Origin of the sequence: Blastomonas sp. AAP25 (assembly GCF_001295965.1) — a bacterium.
GTDB classification, from domain to species: Bacteria; Pseudomonadota; Alphaproteobacteria; order Sphingomonadales; family Sphingomonadaceae; genus Blastomonas; species Blastomonas fulva.
Window position 1 is genome coordinate 21,303 of the sequence record NZ_LJHP01000022.1, and the last position, 16,406, is coordinate 37,708.

At 57.3% G+C, this 16,406-nt stretch carries 17 protein-coding genes and 1 pseudogene; 9 read left to right on the plus strand and 9 right to left on the minus strand.

The window, feature by feature from the left end:
• Positions 1-38: 38 nt before the first annotated feature.
• Genes IP68_RS20300 through IP68_RS20305 form a run of 4 tightly spaced genes read left to right on the plus strand, consistent with a single transcriptional unit; the run spans position 39 to position 3,748 of the window.
• Entirely contained in the window at positions 39-608 is a 570-nt protein-coding gene (locus IP68_RS20300; protein ID WP_150126281.1) for a hypothetical protein, read from the plus strand.
• Positions 608-1,984 (plus strand): 7-cyano-7-deazaguanine synthase, encoded by a 1,377-nt coding sequence (locus tag IP68_RS15180; RefSeq protein ID WP_054135856.1) that lies wholly within the window; start codon positions 608-610, stop codon positions 1,982-1,984. The genes IP68_RS20300 and IP68_RS15180 overlap by 1 nt, the downstream gene beginning before the upstream one ends.
• Positions 1,981-3,162 carry an ImmA/IrrE family metallo-endopeptidase gene (locus tag IP68_RS15185; RefSeq protein ID WP_054135857.1) on the plus strand — a complete coding sequence of 394 codons (1,182 nt, stop codon included), beginning with the start codon at positions 1,981-1,983 and terminating at the stop codon, positions 3,160-3,162. The genes IP68_RS15180 and IP68_RS15185 overlap by 4 nt, the downstream gene beginning before the upstream one ends.
• The gene (locus IP68_RS20305; protein WP_171900152.1) at positions 3,137-3,748 is read left to right on the plus strand and encodes a hypothetical protein; all 612 of its coding nucleotides are present in this window, start codon (positions 3,137-3,139) and stop codon (positions 3,746-3,748) included. Before IP68_RS15185 ends, IP68_RS20305 begins: the two co-directional genes overlap by 26 nt.
• Here the strand turns inward: IP68_RS20305 and IP68_RS20850 are convergent.
• The 5 genes and pseudogenes from IP68_RS20850 to IP68_RS15200 form a co-directional block, all read right to left on the minus strand.
• Positions 3,678-3,878, minus strand: a complete 201-nt coding sequence (locus IP68_RS20850; protein WP_054135858.1) for a BsuBI/PstI family type II restriction endonuclease — start codon at positions 3,876-3,878, stop codon at positions 3,678-3,680. The two genes, IP68_RS20305 and IP68_RS20850, sit on opposite strands and share 71 nt — an antisense overlap.
• Before the next feature lie 26 nt (positions 3,879-3,904).
• Positions 3,905-4,123, minus strand: a pseudogene (locus tag IP68_RS19840) (transposase); the annotation flags it as partial.
• A 98-nt stretch (positions 4,124-4,221) separates the two neighbouring features.
• Entirely contained in the window at positions 4,222-4,845 is a 624-nt protein-coding gene (locus IP68_RS15195) for a crossover junction endodeoxyribonuclease RuvC (RefSeq protein ID WP_171900229.1), read from the minus strand.
• On the minus strand, positions 4,832-5,056 hold the full coding sequence (locus tag IP68_RS20310; protein ID WP_150126279.1) for an excisionase family DNA-binding protein: 225 nt from the start codon (positions 5,054-5,056) through the stop codon (positions 4,832-4,834). Before IP68_RS20310 ends, IP68_RS15195 begins: the two co-directional genes overlap by 14 nt.
• A 195-nt stretch (positions 5,057-5,251) precedes the next feature.
• Positions 5,252-6,394, minus strand: a complete 1,143-nt coding sequence (locus tag IP68_RS15200; protein WP_054135860.1) for a site-specific integrase — start codon at positions 6,392-6,394, stop codon at positions 5,252-5,254.
• A 369-nt stretch (positions 6,395-6,763) separates the two neighbouring features.
• Here IP68_RS15200 and IP68_RS15205 point away from each other — a divergent pair, with 369 nt between their 5' ends.
• Positions 6,764-8,026, plus strand: coding sequence for a site-specific integrase (locus IP68_RS15205; RefSeq protein WP_054135861.1), 1,263 nt, complete (start codon positions 6,764-6,766; stop codon positions 8,024-8,026).
• Here the strand turns inward: IP68_RS15205 and IP68_RS20315 are convergent.
• Positions 8,023-9,141: a hypothetical protein gene (locus IP68_RS20315; RefSeq protein ID WP_156318186.1), complete on the minus strand. Its 1,119-nt coding sequence runs from the start codon at positions 9,139-9,141 to the stop codon at positions 8,023-8,025. The two genes, IP68_RS15205 and IP68_RS20315, sit on opposite strands and share 4 nt — an antisense overlap.
• A gap of 252 nt (positions 9,142-9,393) precedes the next feature.
• Between IP68_RS20315 and IP68_RS15210 the strand changes: the two genes are divergently transcribed.
• On the plus strand, positions 9,394-9,948 hold the full coding sequence (locus IP68_RS15210; protein WP_054135862.1) for an HD domain-containing protein: 555 nt from the start codon (positions 9,394-9,396) through the stop codon (positions 9,946-9,948).
• A gap of 42 nt (positions 9,949-9,990) precedes the next feature.
• Here the strand turns inward: IP68_RS15210 and hsdR are convergent, their stop codons facing one another.
• Genes hsdR through IP68_RS15225 form a run of 3 tightly spaced genes read right to left on the minus strand, consistent with a single transcriptional unit; the run spans position 9,991 to position 14,910 of the window.
• Complete coding sequence (hsdR, locus tag IP68_RS15215; protein ID WP_054135863.1) at positions 9,991-12,312, minus strand: EcoAI/FtnUII family type I restriction enzme subunit R; 2,322 nt, start codon at positions 12,310-12,312, stop codon at positions 9,991-9,993.
• A gap of 4 nt (positions 12,313-12,316) precedes the next feature.
• Complete coding sequence (locus tag IP68_RS15220; protein ID WP_054135864.1) at positions 12,317-13,462, minus strand: restriction endonuclease subunit S; 1,146 nt, start codon at positions 13,460-13,462, stop codon at positions 12,317-12,319.
• Positions 13,459-14,910, minus strand: coding sequence for a type I restriction-modification system subunit M (locus IP68_RS15225; RefSeq protein WP_054135865.1), 1,452 nt, complete (start codon positions 14,908-14,910; stop codon positions 13,459-13,461). Before IP68_RS15225 ends, IP68_RS15220 begins: the two co-directional genes overlap by 4 nt.
• A 111-nt stretch (positions 14,911-15,021) precedes the next feature.
• On the opposite strand from IP68_RS15225, the gene IP68_RS15230 reads away from it, so the two are divergent.
• The 3 genes from IP68_RS15230 (at position 15,022) to IP68_RS15240 (ending at position 16,400) form a co-directional block, all read left to right on the plus strand.
• Positions 15,022-15,573 carry a hypothetical protein gene (locus tag IP68_RS15230; protein ID WP_054135866.1) on the plus strand — a complete coding sequence of 184 codons (552 nt, stop codon included), beginning with the start codon at positions 15,022-15,024 and terminating at the stop codon, positions 15,571-15,573.
• A gap of 111 nt (positions 15,574-15,684) precedes the next feature.
• Positions 15,685-15,864: a helix-turn-helix domain-containing protein gene (locus tag IP68_RS15235; protein ID WP_054135867.1), complete on the plus strand. Its 180-nt coding sequence runs from the start codon at positions 15,685-15,687 to the stop codon at positions 15,862-15,864.
• A 104-nt stretch (positions 15,865-15,968) separates the two neighbouring features.
• Entirely contained in the window at positions 15,969-16,400 is a 432-nt protein-coding gene (locus IP68_RS15240; RefSeq protein WP_156318188.1) for a hypothetical protein, read from the plus strand.
• Positions 16,401-16,406 lie beyond the last annotated feature (6 nt).

Sequence of the window (16,406 nt, forward strand, 5' to 3'; positions counted from 1 at the left end):
AGGGACTCGCTGGCAGATTAGTCTAATCGGAGACTTTCATGAGCGACGGACCTCATCGCAGCTTACCAATGGGTAGGCGCTGGAAAAAATTGGCAGAATGCTTGGATAACGGCTCGTTCTCGACCGACGATCTGTGCGAGCGAAGGGATTCAGCAATTCTGGGAGAATTTAAGCGTGAAGTCTCTGACTCACTCATGGCTGGCTTGCGTGACATTCTGTGCAGCTCGGACCAAGGATCGCTGTTTGGACCGTCAAGCGATGAAATTGAAAACCTCCGGATGCAAACCAGCGGATCGTCAGTGGGCAACCTGCTACTCGATTGTGCAATCGACGCCGTGAACTCCGGCGTAAGCGGCGAAGCCGCCCTCGCAGCTGCGTGCAACGAAACCGCAAACGAGATTTTTGATCGACATGGGCGTGGGATGGCCGAACACTATCAGCGTGAAACAGGCGCAAAACGGGCTTCCCATTTTCAGGCTAGGGTGTGGAGCGTTCAAGACGGTCGTTCGATGGACTCTCTAGTGAACCGGATCATTGAAGGTGGACGGGCAATGGTCATTCGTGCACCCACGCGGCACACCGGAATTGAAGACGGGGTGGGCTTCTGATGGCGAAGACCCCTACCAAGGAGCTGCCAAGGCTTAACGTAGTCGTCTCAGAGAAGCGCAAGCGCTCGGGCGGTCGCATTCATTGCGTGATCGGCGAACAAATCCAGTTCGATGAAAACCGACTGCTTTCTTACTGCTTTGCAGAGTGGAAACCGGTCGTGTTTGACATGCTTGTTGTCGCTGCTGCCGTTGAGTTCTGTGACCGGCTCCAAAGACGGCCGGTCATTGGCTGGAGCCGAGATATCCACCTTGAGATTCCAGTTCACGACAAGGAGCTTTGGGAGTCACAATCGGTAAAGGCTGCTCTTCTTGCGGCTCTTAGCTTCCTTACCGGCGATAAGTGGAACGTGATGTTCGTCGCCCGCAAGAAGGAAGAGATATCGCGCACGCAACCTAGCTTGTCGTTGCCGAGCGGGGCTCATGCCATCGTGCCATTCAGCGATGGAATGGACTCGCGCGCAGTGGCTGCTTTGTCTGCTCAAAGACTGAACTCCGCCCTGATCCGTGTCCGCCTGGGTAGCAAGCGACATGATCAGCCAATGATGGATGGGCGTGCCCAACCCTTCACGAATATTCCTTATAAGGTGAAATCGAGTGAGCGCAGGTTTGCGGAAAGCAGCAACCGTTCGCGAGGTTTCAAATTTTCGATGATCGCGGGGATCGCGGCGTATGTTGCTGATGTAAAGACGATCATCATTCCAGAAAGCGGGCAAGGAGCCTTGGGGCCTCCGTTGGTTCCTGTAGTTCAGGCCTATCCTGACTATCGAAACCATCCGCGCTTCACGGAGCGGATGGAGAAGCTTTTCGCCGCCCTTCTCAATCACAACGTCTCATATACGTTTCCCCGACTGTGGTTCACCAAAGGGGAAACGCTCAAGGAATTCGTGACGGAAACCTCCGTGGGCGGTGAATGGCAAGAGACGATTTCGTGCTGGCAGCAAAATCGGCACGTGCCGGTCGATGGACATAGGCGGCAGTGCGGCATCTGTGCCGCCTGCATGCTACGTCGCCTCAGTGTTCATGCTGCCGGTCTGACGGAGCCAAGTGATCAGTACGTGTGGGAAAACCTCAGTGCCTCAAATTTCGAGGACGGCGCGGCAGAAGGCTTTTCGAAAATCACTCCAGCTTTGCGGGAGTATGCCATCGCAGGCACCATGCACTTGGACCACCTTGCTGGCTTAGCGGACTCCCCACGCTTCGAATCAACGATCAGGCGCAATGCGGCTGAGATCGCAAAAGCCATGAACCTCACGAATGAAGATGCAGAAATGAAACTAACCTCCCTCCTTCTTCGTCATCGCGACGAATGGCAGGCCTTTGTAGAGTCGCTTGGGCCTGACTCGTTCATTCGTCAGTGGACGGTCAACGTGTCATGAGCACGATCCTAGACTCCTTCCCGCCCGATGATCTTGGCGAGCGGCTACGTCTGGCGCGTGAAGACAGAAAAATGACGCAAGCTGTCGCCGCAAGCGAAGCTGGCATGGCGCGCACGACGCTTGTAGCGATCGAGAAAGGTCAGCGCCGCGTGCGCCTTGACGAACTCCAGAATTTGACGGGCATATATCGCACGACGATCAACGAATTACTCCGTCAAGCACCTATTCAAATCAATCTTCTCCCGCAGTTTCGGAAGGTATCGGAATCCGAGGATGCAACCATAGAGCACGCTGTTTCTTTGCTCAACGATTTGGTGCGAGCGGAAGTTGAACTAGAGCAACTGCTCGGCATCTCGCGTTCTGTCGTCTATCCGCCAGAGACTCCCATCCTTCCAGGCAACGTCAAACTTCAAGCGGAGCAAGATGCACTAGACCTGCGCCAATGGCTCGGCCTTGGCCTCAACCCGATCAATGACATTGTCAGCTTGTTGGAATTGCAGCTCGGCGCGCGCGTCTATGTGCGTCGCCTACCAACCAACATCTCGGGTCTGTTCGCCTTCGATGATGCGGTCGGCCCGTGCATTCTGTTGAATGCAAATCATCCACGGGATCGTCGCGCAAACACGGCTGGACATGAAACGGGGCATTTCATGTCCACTAGGAAGTCAGCCGATGTGCTGGATGATGCAACCTCTGAAACCGCGCGAGAAGAGCGATACGCTAATGCGTTTGGCAGAGCCTTCTTGATGCCTGCTCGCGCTGTTAAGCAGAAATTTCAGGATGTGACGGCGGGTGCGTCATCGCTGAGTCGTCGTCATATCATCGTGCTCGCGAGCTATTTCGGCGTGTCGCGGGAGGCGTTGGTCCGGCGGCTTGAAGAGCTTGGCCTAATCAAGCGGGACAGTTGGGATTGGTTCGTTGAAAATGGTGGAATCACGAACGGGCAAGTGATTCAGGTTCTCGGTGAACTACCAAAAGACGACCACAAGGATGACGCGGATCGCCCGATCTCACTTCGCATGAGCATGATGGCGGACGAAGTCTGGCGGCGGGGCCTGCTTAGTGAAGGGCAGCTAGCGCGGTTGCTGCGGCTAGATCGCTTGGAATTGCGCGCAATGCTTGATGGCCTGGGCGATGAAGGGAGCGAGGCCGATGGGGCTCCCAAATTGCTTGCTTGATGCGTCGAATCCGCTCGTGCTGGACGCTAGTGTCGCGATAAATCTGAACGCGACCGGCAGTTGCGTTCGCATTCTTGATGCTATCCCCAATCCAGTCGTAATGCTCGATATTGTTTCGAGAGAATTGGAGGCTGGGCGGGCAAAAGGCCGAACTGACGCGGATGTTGTTGCTGCACTCGTAGCGTCAGGGCGCGTTGAGATCGCATCATTGTGCGCCGAATGCGAAGGCAATTTTCTTGCGATGGTTTGCGGCAGTGGTTCTGCCACGCTCGATGACGGCGAAGCCGCAACAATCGCTTGGGCCGTGGCTCACGGAAGCACGCCAATCATTGACGAAAAGAAGGGACTTTCGATCTGTCAGGATCGGTTTCCTTCTGTTCAGGCTGCGACCACGACAGACATATTCGCACATGATCGTGTCTTGGCAGAACTTGGGCGGGATGACCTAGGCGATGCGATTTTCAATGCGCTAATTGCAGCACGGATGCGTGTGCAAGAGCGCCACATTCCGTGGGTCATCGATATGATTGGCTCGTCGCGTGCGCAACTCTGCCACAGCCTTCCCCTAAGCGCCCGTCGCGTCTGATACTCAGCAGCAGCAGCTCGGGATCATATGGCCCAAGGAACCTGACGCCGTTGAAGTGGATCAGATGGGTCGGCGCATCGGCAACCCATACCTCGGTTTCCCAGGCGATGTCGGCGAGATATCTCGCCATGACGGCGCGGTTTGGAAATGCGGTAGCATACCCATGCAATAACCGATGATCAGCATCCGGATCATCAGCTCGGGATCAACCGAGGGTCGTCCGGTCGAGCTGTAGAAAGGCCGCAGATGTTTGCGAATGCCCGACAGGTCAACGAACCTATCAATCGAGCGCAGCAAATGATCCTACGGAACATGCCGCTCCAGGTTGAAGCTGTAAAATAGCGCATCTTGCGCCACCGTCCGTTCGCCCATCATCGGCCGCCTCCGCTTGCTCGCGAAGACATAGAATCAATACTCTAGCGCCATTGCAAGGGCGAGTTTTTCAACAGAATCGGGTCGTCTGCCGTCCTTCATTAGTCGAACAAGTTGGCCGCCAACCGAAATTGATCCGTTGTCAGCGCCGCCTTGATCGCAGCCAACGCATCTGCAGGGTGTTCTGCTACCTTTGCGACATTTCTCCCACGCCACGATAGTCCAAGTTTGTTTGTGCGGCTTGACGTCGGCCAATCGGCTGAACCCTGGCGGCTCTCTTCGAGTGCCCAAGCAATTATATCACGCTTTGTTGCTTGTCTAACGCCCGCGACCGCTTTGACTTCTCCAGGCAGCACTTGGATGAGAGGAGGCTCCAGAGAGGCGGCAATGCCCGTCATTACTCCAAAACTGAACGTCGGTTTGATGTGCCGGGTCGCAGCCGCCATCTCCATCGCGACAAACCTAACGTCATGTGTTTGGATGACGCGGCGGATGCCGCTAACGTGAACCCTTGCTCGGTCATAGCCGTCACTTGTCAGACGAACCTGCTTCAACTTTTGCCGCTCTGTTGCGATCACGCCCACTTCGATCACCGATAGAATTTTTGCGCTCATGATGTCGACGAGCGCAACCGCAAAACCGGTGAAGCTAAGCCCCGGATCCAAGCCCAGGAAAATTGCGGTCTTGGACGCAGTTGAGGATTGCAGGCCGCTAGCTCGCTCCATGGCTATTCCCCGGACCCCGGCCACGAGCGTTTTCGCTGCGACTGGCAATCTCAACAAGCCAAGCGTCGGCATCCGCGCGGGCTATTCGGGTAGACCGTCCGATCTTGGTGATGCGAAGCCGGCCGGCTTCAACCTCGCGATAGAAAGTGGTCTTCCCCATGCTGAAATTCTGCAGGAAATCCTGCACCGTCATCAATTCTGGCAAACTCATATATTCTCCATCGATATCGACGCAGATTCGCAAATCGGGCCGGCTCGACGGGGATAATACCCTCAATGACTATTGGTTTGTCAATACGTTCTGAAATAAAAACCATTCGATACACCGGTAATTACATGCAATTATCAAGATCAGTTGGGTGTATTGTAATTAATCATCAAATGAGTAGTTTGTTCGGTGTAGTCGTTAATCCACGACAAAGGTTGCCCATTCTTCCATAAGCTCGCGCCGCTGTTCTCGGCGATCGGAGCGAAGATAGGCGGCCTCGGTTTTGTCCGAGTTCACATGTGCAAGCGCCACCTCGGCGAGCTCGCTAGGAAACACGGTCTTTTCAGCGACCCAGTCCCGGAATGTGGATCTCAAGCCGTGAACGGTTTCGCTGCGGCCACAACTCCGCAGAACCTTAGTGAGCGTCATATCGCTAAGTGGTTTGCTACGGATTTGCCCAGGAAAAATGAGCGCTTGAGCATCTCGGCGGTAGGGCAGCATCTCTTCGAACGTCGCAACAGCAGCGGATGAGAGGGGCACAACGTGCTCGCGCCCGGCTTTCATTCGCTCAGCTGGAATCGTCCATGTCCTCAACTTGAGATCGACCTCGTTCCAGCGCGCTCCTCGGATTTCCCCAGAGCGACATGCGGTCAGGACTAGCGCACGAAGCGCTACCTTCCCTGTGCTGCCACTATCCATAAGCTTACGCATGAGGGCTGGCAGCTCCTTGTATGGCAAGGCGGCGTGGTGTTTCACGCGACCCCGTTGTTTGGGAAGCGCCTTGTCGATCACTGGCAGTGCTAAGCCAATCGGGCGATAGCCCTTCGCGACCGCCCAATCTACTACGGTGTTAATGCGTTGACGTAATCTGCGGGCCGTTTCGGGCTTTGCGAGCCAGATTTCCTCGAGCGCATCGCGGACCGCGTGCGCCTCGACCTGGGAAACGAGCATATCGCCGAAATGGGGAAAGGCATACGTCTCGAGTGTTGAAAGCCATTGCGCTTGATGCTTGCCGTTTTTCCACCCCTTTTTGTGCTCTGCATGAACCTGAATCGCGGCTTCCTGAAATGTTGGGACCCCGGTCTGCTTGCGGCGTTCAGCGATGGGATCCAAGCCAAGCTCGATCTGCTGGCGAATCAGGCTCGCACGGTCGCGCGCAAGCTTGAGCGGGACCTTGCTGGCGCTACCTACGCCGATGTCACGCCGCCGACCCGCCTTTTGAACGCGCACGATCCAGCTTTTTGATCCTGTCTTTCCCACAACGAGGAAAAGGCCATCGCCGTCACCATAACGACCAGGCTTTGAGGCGTTCCGAATCGCCAGCGCGCTCAAGCGCTTCAAGACTTAATTACCCACATTATTACCCACACCATAGCGCGAAACTGGGCGAATTGCAAGGAACCGTCACGATCAAACGACGGGAAGATTTGTCCTATTTGCAATGACTTAGGGGGCCTGAAGGGGCGCTGAGGAACTAGTGATTGGCGGAGACGGAGTCCGCCAAACTGGTATCTGAAGGCGTTCAAGGCAGTCCAATAAAGTCTCTAATATCCGGGCATAATAAGCGTTCTGGCTTGACGGCTGTCCGGATCAGTCCGATTATGTTCCCATAAAACCAAACTGTTTTGATGGAGCTATTATGGGAACGGCTGGCCGGCAATTAAGCGATGCATTCGTCCGGTCGGTTCGATTCCCTGGATGGGAGCCGGCATGCCAAAGAAATTGAACAATGCGCTCACTGCACTGGCGGTAAAGAACGCGAAGCCCGGTCGCCATGCTGATGGGGGAGGGCTTCATTTGCTGGTGAAGGAAAGCGGAGCTCGGTCATGGGTCTATCGCTTCATGCTGAATGGCAAGTCTAGGGACATTGGCTTGGGTGCTGCAGGGACGGATGGCATCTCCCTTGCAGAAGCTCGCGACGCTCGAGATGCACTGCGTCTCAAGGTTAAGGCAGGAATTGATCCTCTAAAAGAGCGCCAGAAAGAGGCCGCCACGGCCCTGGCTACGGCTCAGGCAGAGAGTATCGCCGGGATCACGTTCAAGGCCGTGGCTGAGGCCTATATAAGCACGAACGAGGGCAGCTGGCGCAACGACAAGCATCGGCAACAATGGAGGAACACATTGGCCACCTATGTTTATCCCGTTGTAGGTGAACTCCCCGTTGGAGAAGTCGGGACTGCCCACGTCCTGAAAATCCTTGAGCCAATCTGGAAAGTCAAGGCAGAGACGGCTAGTCGTATACGCGGTCGGGTGGAAACTATCCTCGATGCCGCAAAAGCGCGCGGATACCGGGAAGGTGAAAACCCGGCCCGCTGGCGAGGTCACATAGCGCAAATTCTACCTGCTCGCTCTCGGCTGACGCGCGGCCACCACAAGGCCATGCCTTATGAAGCAATCCCTGCGTTTGTCGGAGCGTTACACGATCGGGAGGCGGTTGCGGCATTGGCTCTTGAATTTACCATCCTGACTGCAGCCCGGACCGGAGAGGTGATAGGTGCCCATTGGGATGAGGTTGATATAGAGAAGGCAATCTGGACCATCCCGGCCAACCGGATGAAGGCGGGCAGGGAACACCGTGTCCCCTTGTCTCCACGTGCAGTGGAGATTTTGCTGTCGACCCGGATACTGCGAAAGGACTGGCTATTCCCGGCAACCAATGGCGGGAGGATGTCGGGAATGGCAATGTCTATGCTGCTTCGCCGGATGAATGTTGACGTCACAGTGCACGGCTTCCGTTCAGGCTTTCGCGACTGGTCCGCAGAATGCACCGCTTACGCCCATGAAGTAGCAGAAATGGCCTTGGCCCACACTATCGGTAACAAGGTCGAGCGTGCATATCGGCGCGGAGACCTGTTCGAGAAGCGGCGGCGCCTCATGGATGATTGGGCGAACTATTGCGCCACGATCCCTGCGGCTGGTGCCAACGTGTTGCCCATTCGCAAAGAAGCAGCTGGGCTGAACCAGAGTCACTAAATGTTGGGTAAATCAAAAATCAGGTCTCGACCAAACGCAATTCCGCAAGCCTCACAAGCAGCCTTCACAATGCGATGCTTTTCGCGGTTGGCGATATTCGTGCCGACAAACCAACCAGGAATTAGCTCAACAACTGCATGAGTTAAGTCAGGGCGATCAGGATAGACGTCTGCAGCTGTGCGAGCGATATGGTTACGGGTTCTTCCTTTTGCAGCTGTGGCAATTTGCTCGATCCTGTCTGGAAATGCGCTCACTAATTGCCTCAGCAATTGAAGGAACATCGCTGTTGCATCCCGGCCCGCTATTGCCTCTCCGCGAAAGGACGCTGCGAGCTTTCGGGACGCCTCACCCCTAGTTCGCGGTGGTTCTTGCGACGGCCGTGAGGGTGGAACGGCAACGTCCTGCTGAGGCGTTGGCTTTGAAGGGAGAGATTGGCTTTCGGATGGCCTGCTGAATGTCGCTGGTCTCATTAGTATGAAGTTCTCGGCAGCCTCAAGAGGCGGTCGAATACCGCACAGAGCCTCAGTCCTTTCGACGAGCAACTCGATTAGCACCGGATCTGGTTCTGTCACGATCTCAGACCATGCGCGCGCCAACGTATCTGAAGCCATGCGCTCATTTGCCCGGCTGGCATAGTCCTGTTGCGCATCTGATTGGGCTGCACCGCTGCGCTGTCGCTCATATGAAAGATAGCGTTTGAGTATGCGTTCGCATTCGTCCGGCGACCTTTCCAACAAGTCCAGTTTGTAGAGCCGCCGGTCTTCATAGCTTCCCTGTGCAGATGGAAGATAGAAGCTCCAGGTCCGTCCATCGGTGAGAACTGCAAACGGCACTCCTTCATGGAAGGCATACTCAAAAAGCTGTCGGTCGGCTGCCTCGACTTTCCCGATTGCTTTTGCCTCAATGAAGACGCTAGGGCGAGCAGGGTAGGCGCACAGGGCATAGTCAACGCGCCGACCATGCGAACTAAACTCTGGTAAGACGGTAGACGGATCGGTCGTATCCCAACCAAGTTTTGCCAAGACTGGCTCGATAATCCCAATGCGGATAGCCGCCTCATTAATGTAGGAACCACTCTCGAGCCGACCGGCAATCTTGTGAATAAGATCAATCATTACTCATCCTCAAATCCATGAAGGACGTTAGGGCTGGTCGTTCATTTAGGCAACGGGCTGCATTGCATGCATCCGAAGCAGGTTGAATATTCTTGGTTCATTCCCGTTCGCGATCGGAGAAGGTACCGCCATCCGACTAGCGAGCTCCCCCCTTGCTTTCCTACTTCGTTGACGTGAACTGTTTGGAAGGTTGGGACATGCGGCGGTGTCCGCCCAAATGCAATTCCCTGCCGGGGAAGGAAGGCGACGACTATGATGACTGCGAGGTTTGATACCGCCTTGGCCTATGCCAGCGAAGCACACCGCAACCAGGTTCGGAAAGGGAGCAATATCCCCTATGTCTCCCACCTGCTGGGGGTAGCATCAATCGCGCTCGAGTTTGGGGCCGATGAGGATCAGGCTATAGCGGCGCTGCTACACGACGCCGTTGAAGATCAGGGTGGGTTGGAGAGGTTGGAAGACATCCGGTTGAGGTTCGGCAACCGGGTTGCCGGGATCGTCATGGACTGCACCGATGCTGTCATCATTCCCAAGCCAGCCTGGAGAACCCGGAAAGAGCAATACCTTGCCAGCCTTGCTCATAAGGACCGGGATTCACTTCTCGTTTCGCTGGCGGACAAAACCCATAATGCTGAGGCAATAGCGGCGGACCGCGCGGAGATTGGAGAGGTTATCTGGGACAGGTTCACCGGCGGCAAAGACGGTAGCATCTGGTACTACCAGGAACTGGCAAAGGCGTTCATCGCGCCTTTTCCAAGGCAGGTTGCAAGGTTGGATCGCGCAGTTGCCGGGTTCAACGAGGGTTGAAACGTGAGCCAGTTGCCCGAGGCGTGTTGAACCCTCACGTCATTACGAAAACAGGTGCTTCTGGATATCGATAAAGGCTCCCCGGATCTGGGGGATGGAACCCAAAACCCGCTTGGCATCGTTGGTGCCACCATAGCGGATCTGCAAGAAATCACTGATCCGGTGGGGGGCAAGTTCCTGGATGCCCTGGAGTTCGTAAGCCTGCAGGATGTAGCTCAGGAACTCCCGCATCTCATCCTCGTAGCCTGTCAGACCCTTGGCCTTTGCCGCCTCAACCCGTTCGGAACGCGAAAGGGGCGCGAGGGTAAAGCGGACATAGGCGAGCACGTCGAAGATATCGCTCTTGGGTGAAGCGATCAGGCGGCGCATGTCGTCCATGCGGTCGCGGTCGTAGCCCATCTCCTCAAGCCGCTGGATGAATGCTGTGCGGCGGTCGGGATCGATCCAGATGGCGCGCAGCTCATCGGCATCGACGACCATCGTGCCAAGGTCACCGAACAACTGCTCCATGAACTCGTTGGCGGTGATCTGACGCCCGTTGAACCAGTAGGTGGTTTCGGCGACGTACTGGATCTTCCGCTCCTTGCCGTCGGCCAGTTTCACGACCACGCGTTGAACCGGGGGCGGGGGGTCAATGACTGTATCATCGTCGTCCCCTTCATCCCCACCGCCGGGCCCAGGTGGTCTGGGGCCGCCCGGCCCTGCTACCGGCTCCTCCGGCTCGCCATCCCAGGCGGGGTCCTTGAAATGCTCATAGGCTTTCACGAAGTCGTAGATCGTGAAAAAGTCCTTCCCGTCGAACGTCCGCGTTCCGCGGCCGATGATCTGCTTGAACTCGATCATCGACTTTACCGGCCGCAGCAGCACGATGTTGCGGACGTTGCGCGCGTCCACCCCGGTTGAGAGCTTCTGGGAGGTTGTGAGGATGGTCGGCAACGTCTTCTCGTTGTCCTGGAACTCCCGCAGGTGCTGCTCACCCAGCTTGCCGTCGTCCGCTGTCACGCGCTCGCAGTAATGCGGGTCGGGGTTGGTCTTCACCTGGTTGATGAAGTTGCGCACCCGGGCGGCATGGTCCTGCGTCGCGCAGAACACCAGCGTCTTCTGGCGCTGGTCGATCTGGTCCATGAACTCATGGACGCGGCTCATCTCGCGCTCGTCGATCACCAGCTTCGTGTTGAAATCGGCCTCGGTGTATTCCTTGTCAGGGTCGATCTCCCCGCTCACCACCTCGTCCTCATCGCTGAAGGTGTAGGTGTCCATCGTGCTCGCCATCTGGCGCACCTTGAACGGGGTGAGGAAGCCGTCGCCGATCCCCTCCTTCAGGGCATAGGTGTAAACCGGGTCGCCGAAATAGCGGTAGGTATCGGCGTTCACGTCCCGCTTGGGCGTGGCGGTCAGGCCCAGCTGCACGGCGGGCTTGAAGTATTCGAGGATCCCGCGCCACGTGCTTTCGTCCTTCGCACCGCCGCGGTGGCATTCATCGATCACGATGAAGTCGAAGAAGTCCGGTTCATAGCCTTCGAACCGGAACTCGTCCTCGCCGGTCATGAAGGTCTGGAAGATCGTGAAGAACACGCTCGCATTGGTGGGCACCTTGCCCTGCTTGCGGATTTCCTCCGGGCTGATGCGGCACAAGGCAGCGGGCGGGAAAGCGCTGAAGGCATTGTAGGCCTGATCGGCAAGGATGTTGCGATCGGCGAGGAACAGGATGCGCGGGCGGCGGGTCGGCTCGCGGGTGAGGTTCCAGCGCGACTGGAACAGCTTCCACGCAATCTGGAACGCGATTGAGGTCTTGCCGGTGCCCGTGGCGAGCGTCAGCAGGATACGCTGCTGATCCTTGGCAATCGCCTCGAGCACGGCAGTGATGGCGTTATGCTGGTAATAGCGCGGCTGCCACTTGCCGCCGCCGGTCTCGAAGGGGATGGCGCCAAAGCGTTCGCGCCAGGCGTTGACGCCAGGATTAGTTTCAGGGGGGAAGCAGCGCTGCCACAGCTCGTCGGGCGTCGGGAAAGGCGGGGCAATGGCCCCCTCCTTGCCCGTGTGCATGTCGACCTCATACCACTCGGCACCATCAGAGGCGTAGGCGAAGCGGGCTTTCAGCCGGGTCGAGTAATCCTTCGCCTGACCGACGCCTGCGCCCGCGCCCTTGCCGTGGCGCTTGGCCTCCATCGTGGCGAGCTTGTGGCCGCGGTATTCGAAGACGTAATCGGCCGAGAGCGGTGCTCCGCGCTGGCCGCCGGGCATGATCCGGCCGGGGCAGATTGCCTCGCGCCGGATATGCGCACCCTCGACCGCACCCCAACCGGCCGCGCGGAGAACGGGATCGATGCGATTGGCGCGGGTATCGGATTCGGTTTCCTGCATCGGATCAGGTCAGCTCCCCGGCGAAGGCCTTTTGGAGGAGGGATTGCCGAAGGTTCGCCAGTTGAACCTTTTTGCCTTCCACGAGATTTTCAAGCTGTTTCCGTGAAACCAACGCCTCGTCAATATTGCGTGCAATCACACGCTGCGCCTCAACTGGCGGAAGATCGAACGTGTAGGCGAACAGGTGGTCTTGGTTCACTTTCGGCATTCCCGCCCGTGCCGACCCCGCAATCGCGTAAACTGTGAAATCCTCGCTGAGCAGTAGATGGAAAAGATAGTCTCGATCGATGTGCTTGGACGGGGTCAAGGGATATACGTCCGCACTGCACAAGCCATCGAAGTCGGGGCGCGCTACCTTCCGCAGGTACGGTCGGATCTTGCTGTAGAGAACCACGCCAGCCGCAAATGGGAATTTGCCCGATTTAAGACCTTCCTCTCTTGCGGTCTGAATCTCAACAAGATCATCTGTCCCGGTGACCATATTGCCGGCACCAATGTGGGGCAGGTCGAGATAGGCAGGAAGCTTAGGGTCGACCAGCTTTGCCGTTATAGAGACCACCTCCCCAAGGCTGACTGGGGTTGCTTGATCAGCCCCCAAGGATGAGAAACGACGCTTCGCAGCCTCGAACAACTCTCCCGCATCCGTCAAATTGGCTTCGGCGAGGGTGCTTGCGCGATCGAGGGCGGCGAGGGCCTGATCCAGCACCGCAACAATCCGCTTCTGTTCCTCCAGCGGGGGGAGCGGAAACGATGTGTAAACTTTCCTGATTACCGACGGATGTGCTTTCCGCACCCAATCGAAACGGACTTGGCTATGGAGCCAAGAGAGAACGAAATAAAGGTATCGGCATTCGACAGCCTGCTTGTCCAATATCCGGACAAAGCCGCCAACATTAGTGATCGAGAAGCGGTGCTTCGGGCGATGGAAGAGGCTGCCACCACCGTCGACAGACCATGTGATCAGCTCTTCGTCGAACATGAAATGCCCATATTCGCCGAACTTGCCGTCATTCTCCTTCGCTGATGAATAGACCGGATAATTGCCCAGCGCAGCAGCCAGATCCTTCTTCGAAATGACCTTGCCACGACCAAGCTGGAGGATGCCTCTTTCCTCAAGATCAGCGATGCCGACACACGGCCAATCGCTCACAGCATCCCCCGAATTTCTTCGAGGATCTTCCGGGTCTCCTCGTCGCGCGCCAGCATATCGGCGATGATCTGCTCGGGCGCGCGAAGCGGTGCTTCCTCGGGTGCGGAAGGGTTGCGGACTGAGAGATCCCACGTCCCCTTGTCGAGCTCGCCCACACTCACCGTCCAGCTCTTGGCGCTGTCCGCCTTGTCCGGCTGGAACGCGACAAACTCGGCCAAGTCAGCATCGTTCAGCGGATTGGTCTTGCCGAGCGAGCGGCCCGGATCGAGCTGGTAATACCAGACCTGCCGGGTGGGCGCGCCCTTCTCGAAAAACAGCACCACCGTCTTCACACCTGCGCCCTGGAACGTGCCGCCGGGGCAATCGAGCACGGTGTGCAGGTTGCAGCTGGTCAGCAGTTCCTTGCGCAGTTCGACGCTAGCGTTGTCGGTGTTGCTGAGGAAGGTGTTCTTGATCACCACCGCCCCGCGCCCACCCGCCTTCAGCTTGCGGATGAAGTGCTGCAGGAAGAGGTAGGCGGTCTCCCCCGATTTGATCGGGAAGTTCTGCTGCACTTCCTTGCGCTCACCCCCGCCAAAGGGCGGATTGGCCAGCACGATATCGTGACGGTCGGCCTGCTGGATATCCATCACGTTCTCGGTGAGCGTATTGGTGTGGCGGATCTGCGGCGCCTCGATCCCGTGCAGGATCATGTTCATGACGCCCAGCACATAGGCGAGCGACTTTTTCTCCTGCCCGTAGAATGTCTTGCGCTGGAGAATGTCCCACTCGGCAGCGGACAGGTCCGGCCGGCGCAGGTAGTCGAACGCTTCGCACAGGAACCCGGCCGAGCCCGCCGCGCCGTCATAGATGGTCTCGCCGATCTTGGGGTCGACCACCTTGATCATGGCGCGGATGAGCGGGCGTGGGGTGTAATATTCGCCGCCATTGCGCCCGGCATTGCCCATGCGCTTGATGCGGGTCTCGTAGAGGTCGGACAGCTCGTGCTTGGCCTTGCTGCTGCCGAAATCGAGCGTGTCGACGATGTCGATCACCTCGCGCAGGGAATAGCCGGAGCGGAAGCGGTTGATGATCTCGGTGAAGATTTCGCCGATCTTGTATTCGATGGTGTCGGCATCATGCGCCGCCGCGTGGAAGCCCTTGAGGTAGGGGAACAGTTCGCCGTTGACGAAATCAACCAGGTCCTGCCCGGTCATGGCGACCTGGTGATCGATCTCGCCGGTGTCTTTCTTGGGCGCGGCCCAGACATCCCAGCGGTACTGGGGATCGAGAATAGGCTGGTATTCGCGACCCTCAAGCTCTGCCTCATCCTCCATCTCCGCCTCGAAATCATCGAGATACTTCAAGAATAAAAGCCAGCTGGTCTGTTCGGCATAGTCGAGCTCGGACGCCAAGCCCTCGTCGTTACGCATGGCCCGATCGATATTGTTGAACGCGTTTTCAAACATGCCTTTCAGCTACCCAGCAAATGGATTGGCGACAAGGGCTATTGATGTTCGATATTGTTCGGACTTGGGTTATGCTCTCCACTTCCAAGGGTTTCGGAGGTGGCAAGGCGGATGCCCAAGAAAGGTAAGCCGGTGCGACCGGTCATCGTGCCGGGGATAGGCGAGAAGCGCTTTCGGCGGATCGATGAGACACTCCCTCGAGTGCCGCTACCTGTCCGCCCCATGTATGTAGCCCATGACTTGAGAAAGGGTTCGCTCAGGTCGCTAGCGGCCTACATCAAGATGCACCAAGGCATTGCTGACCGGGAGGTTGCGCTCGAGCTTCTCCGGCTGCTTGCAGGTTCGGCAGCCCAGTCCCGGTTCAGGCTGGTTGTCGTCGACCATCCTGATGCCCCTCCAGATAAAGGCGGCCGTCCTTCCACGAAATCCAAGGTTCCGACGCAGCGAGAATTGAAGCGGGTTGCCGAGTATTCGAGCAAATTGGAGTTTTACGGGAAGATCGGGATCGCCCGTGAGGAGGCTTCCAAAAATCTGAAAAGGAGCGAATCGACAATGAAGCGAGCTATCCGGAAGGTCGAAGAGGCGGAGGCCGAGAGGATCGATTTGGACAACGCTCTGGCGCGCCGCGCCGCTGCGCTGAAGAAACTGCGCCAAGAGCGGTGAATTGCCTCGATATGCGGAAACCTCAGGAGGTTTCGTGCACCCCCTATCGGCTTTATCGCTCGACCGACTAGCGTCAGATCATCCTCAACCTTTTTGGAATGAGGACGATCAATGACGAACCAACCGCAAAAGCTTGCCTACAGCATTCGCGAAGCCTGCGCCGCATCCAGCCTGGGCCGCACCACCATCTATGCGCACATCGCCGCCGGCCGTTTGCGCGTGGTCCGCGTTGGCGGCCGTACCCTCATCCCGGCGGAAGAGTTGCAGGCTTTCATCAGGGGGAATGGCTGACGGGCCGTCCTGGTTGAAGGTGAAATATGCCGAAAGGTCGAAAGCTCAACCAGAAGGGGCGCAACCCAGGAATGGGTCGGTTCACCAGGATGCCCCACACGGTCATGAAATCGGAGGCTTACCGATCCCTCGGCCCGACGGCGCGCTCGTTGCTGTTTGAGCTGGCCATGATTGAGAACAGCAAGAACAACGGTTCCCTCTATCTCTCGGTGCGTGATGCAGCGGACCGTCTGGGCATGTCTGACCTGAAATCCGTGACCAACGCTTTTGATGACTTGGAAGATCGCGGCCTGATCCAATGCACCAAACCTGCGCATTTTGAGGTCAAGGCCGCAGACCATTCGCGAGCGCGCTGCTGGAAGCTGACTTGGGTAGCGGCTAATCGGCGGCCTCCCTGCGACGAATGGCGGGCTTATTCTGCCCCGCCTGATTCCAAAGCAGACTTGCGTGCTCGCCGCGGAATGGCAGCGTTGAAGCGTTATGGGTATGCGCTCAACTCCCACCGTTTGCCGGTATTGGAAACCATAACGGAGTGAGCGAAA

Coding starts and splice junctions, on each gene's coding strand:
- IP68_RS20300 (WP_150126281.1), top strand. CDS start 39: ATGAGCGACGGACCTCATCGCAGCTTACCAATGGGTAGGCGCTGGAAA.
- IP68_RS15180 (WP_054135856.1), top strand. CDS start 608: ATGGCGAAGACCCCTACCAAGGAGCTGCCAAGGCTTAACGTAGTCGTC.
- IP68_RS15185 (WP_054135857.1), top strand. CDS start 1,981: ATGAGCACGATCCTAGACTCCTTCCCGCCCGATGATCTTGGCGAGCGG.
- IP68_RS20305 (WP_171900152.1), top strand. CDS start 3,137: ATGGGGCTCCCAAATTGCTTGCTTGATGCGTCGAATCCGCTCGTGCTG.
- IP68_RS20850 (WP_054135858.1), bottom strand. CDS start 3,878: ATGGCGAGATATCTCGCCGACATCGCCTGGGAAACCGAGGTATGGGTT.
- IP68_RS15195 (WP_171900229.1), bottom strand. CDS start 4,845: ATGGAGCGAGCTAGCGGCCTGCAATCCTCAACTGCGTCCAAGACCGCA.
- IP68_RS20310 (WP_150126279.1), bottom strand. CDS start 5,056: ATGAGTTTGCCAGAATTGATGACGGTGCAGGATTTCCTGCAGAATTTC.
- IP68_RS15205 (WP_054135861.1), top strand. CDS start 6,764: ATGCCAAAGAAATTGAACAATGCGCTCACTGCACTGGCGGTAAAGAAC.
- IP68_RS20315 (WP_156318186.1), bottom strand. CDS start 9,141: ATGATTGATCTTATTCACAAGATTGCCGGTCGGCTCGAGAGTGGTTCC.
- IP68_RS15210 (WP_054135862.1), top strand. CDS start 9,394: ATGATGACTGCGAGGTTTGATACCGCCTTGGCCTATGCCAGCGAAGCA.
- hsdR (WP_054135863.1), bottom strand. CDS start 12,312: ATGCAGGAAACCGAATCCGATACCCGCGCCAATCGCATCGATCCCGTT.
- IP68_RS15225 (WP_054135865.1), bottom strand. CDS start 14,910: ATGTTTGAAAACGCGTTCAACAATATCGATCGGGCCATGCGTAACGAC.
- IP68_RS15230 (WP_054135866.1), top strand. CDS start 15,022: ATGCCCAAGAAAGGTAAGCCGGTGCGACCGGTCATCGTGCCGGGGATA.
- IP68_RS15235 (WP_054135867.1), top strand. CDS start 15,685: ATGACGAACCAACCGCAAAAGCTTGCCTACAGCATTCGCGAAGCCTGC.
- IP68_RS15240 (WP_156318188.1), top strand. CDS start 15,969: ATGAAATCGGAGGCTTACCGATCCCTCGGCCCGACGGCGCGCTCGTTG.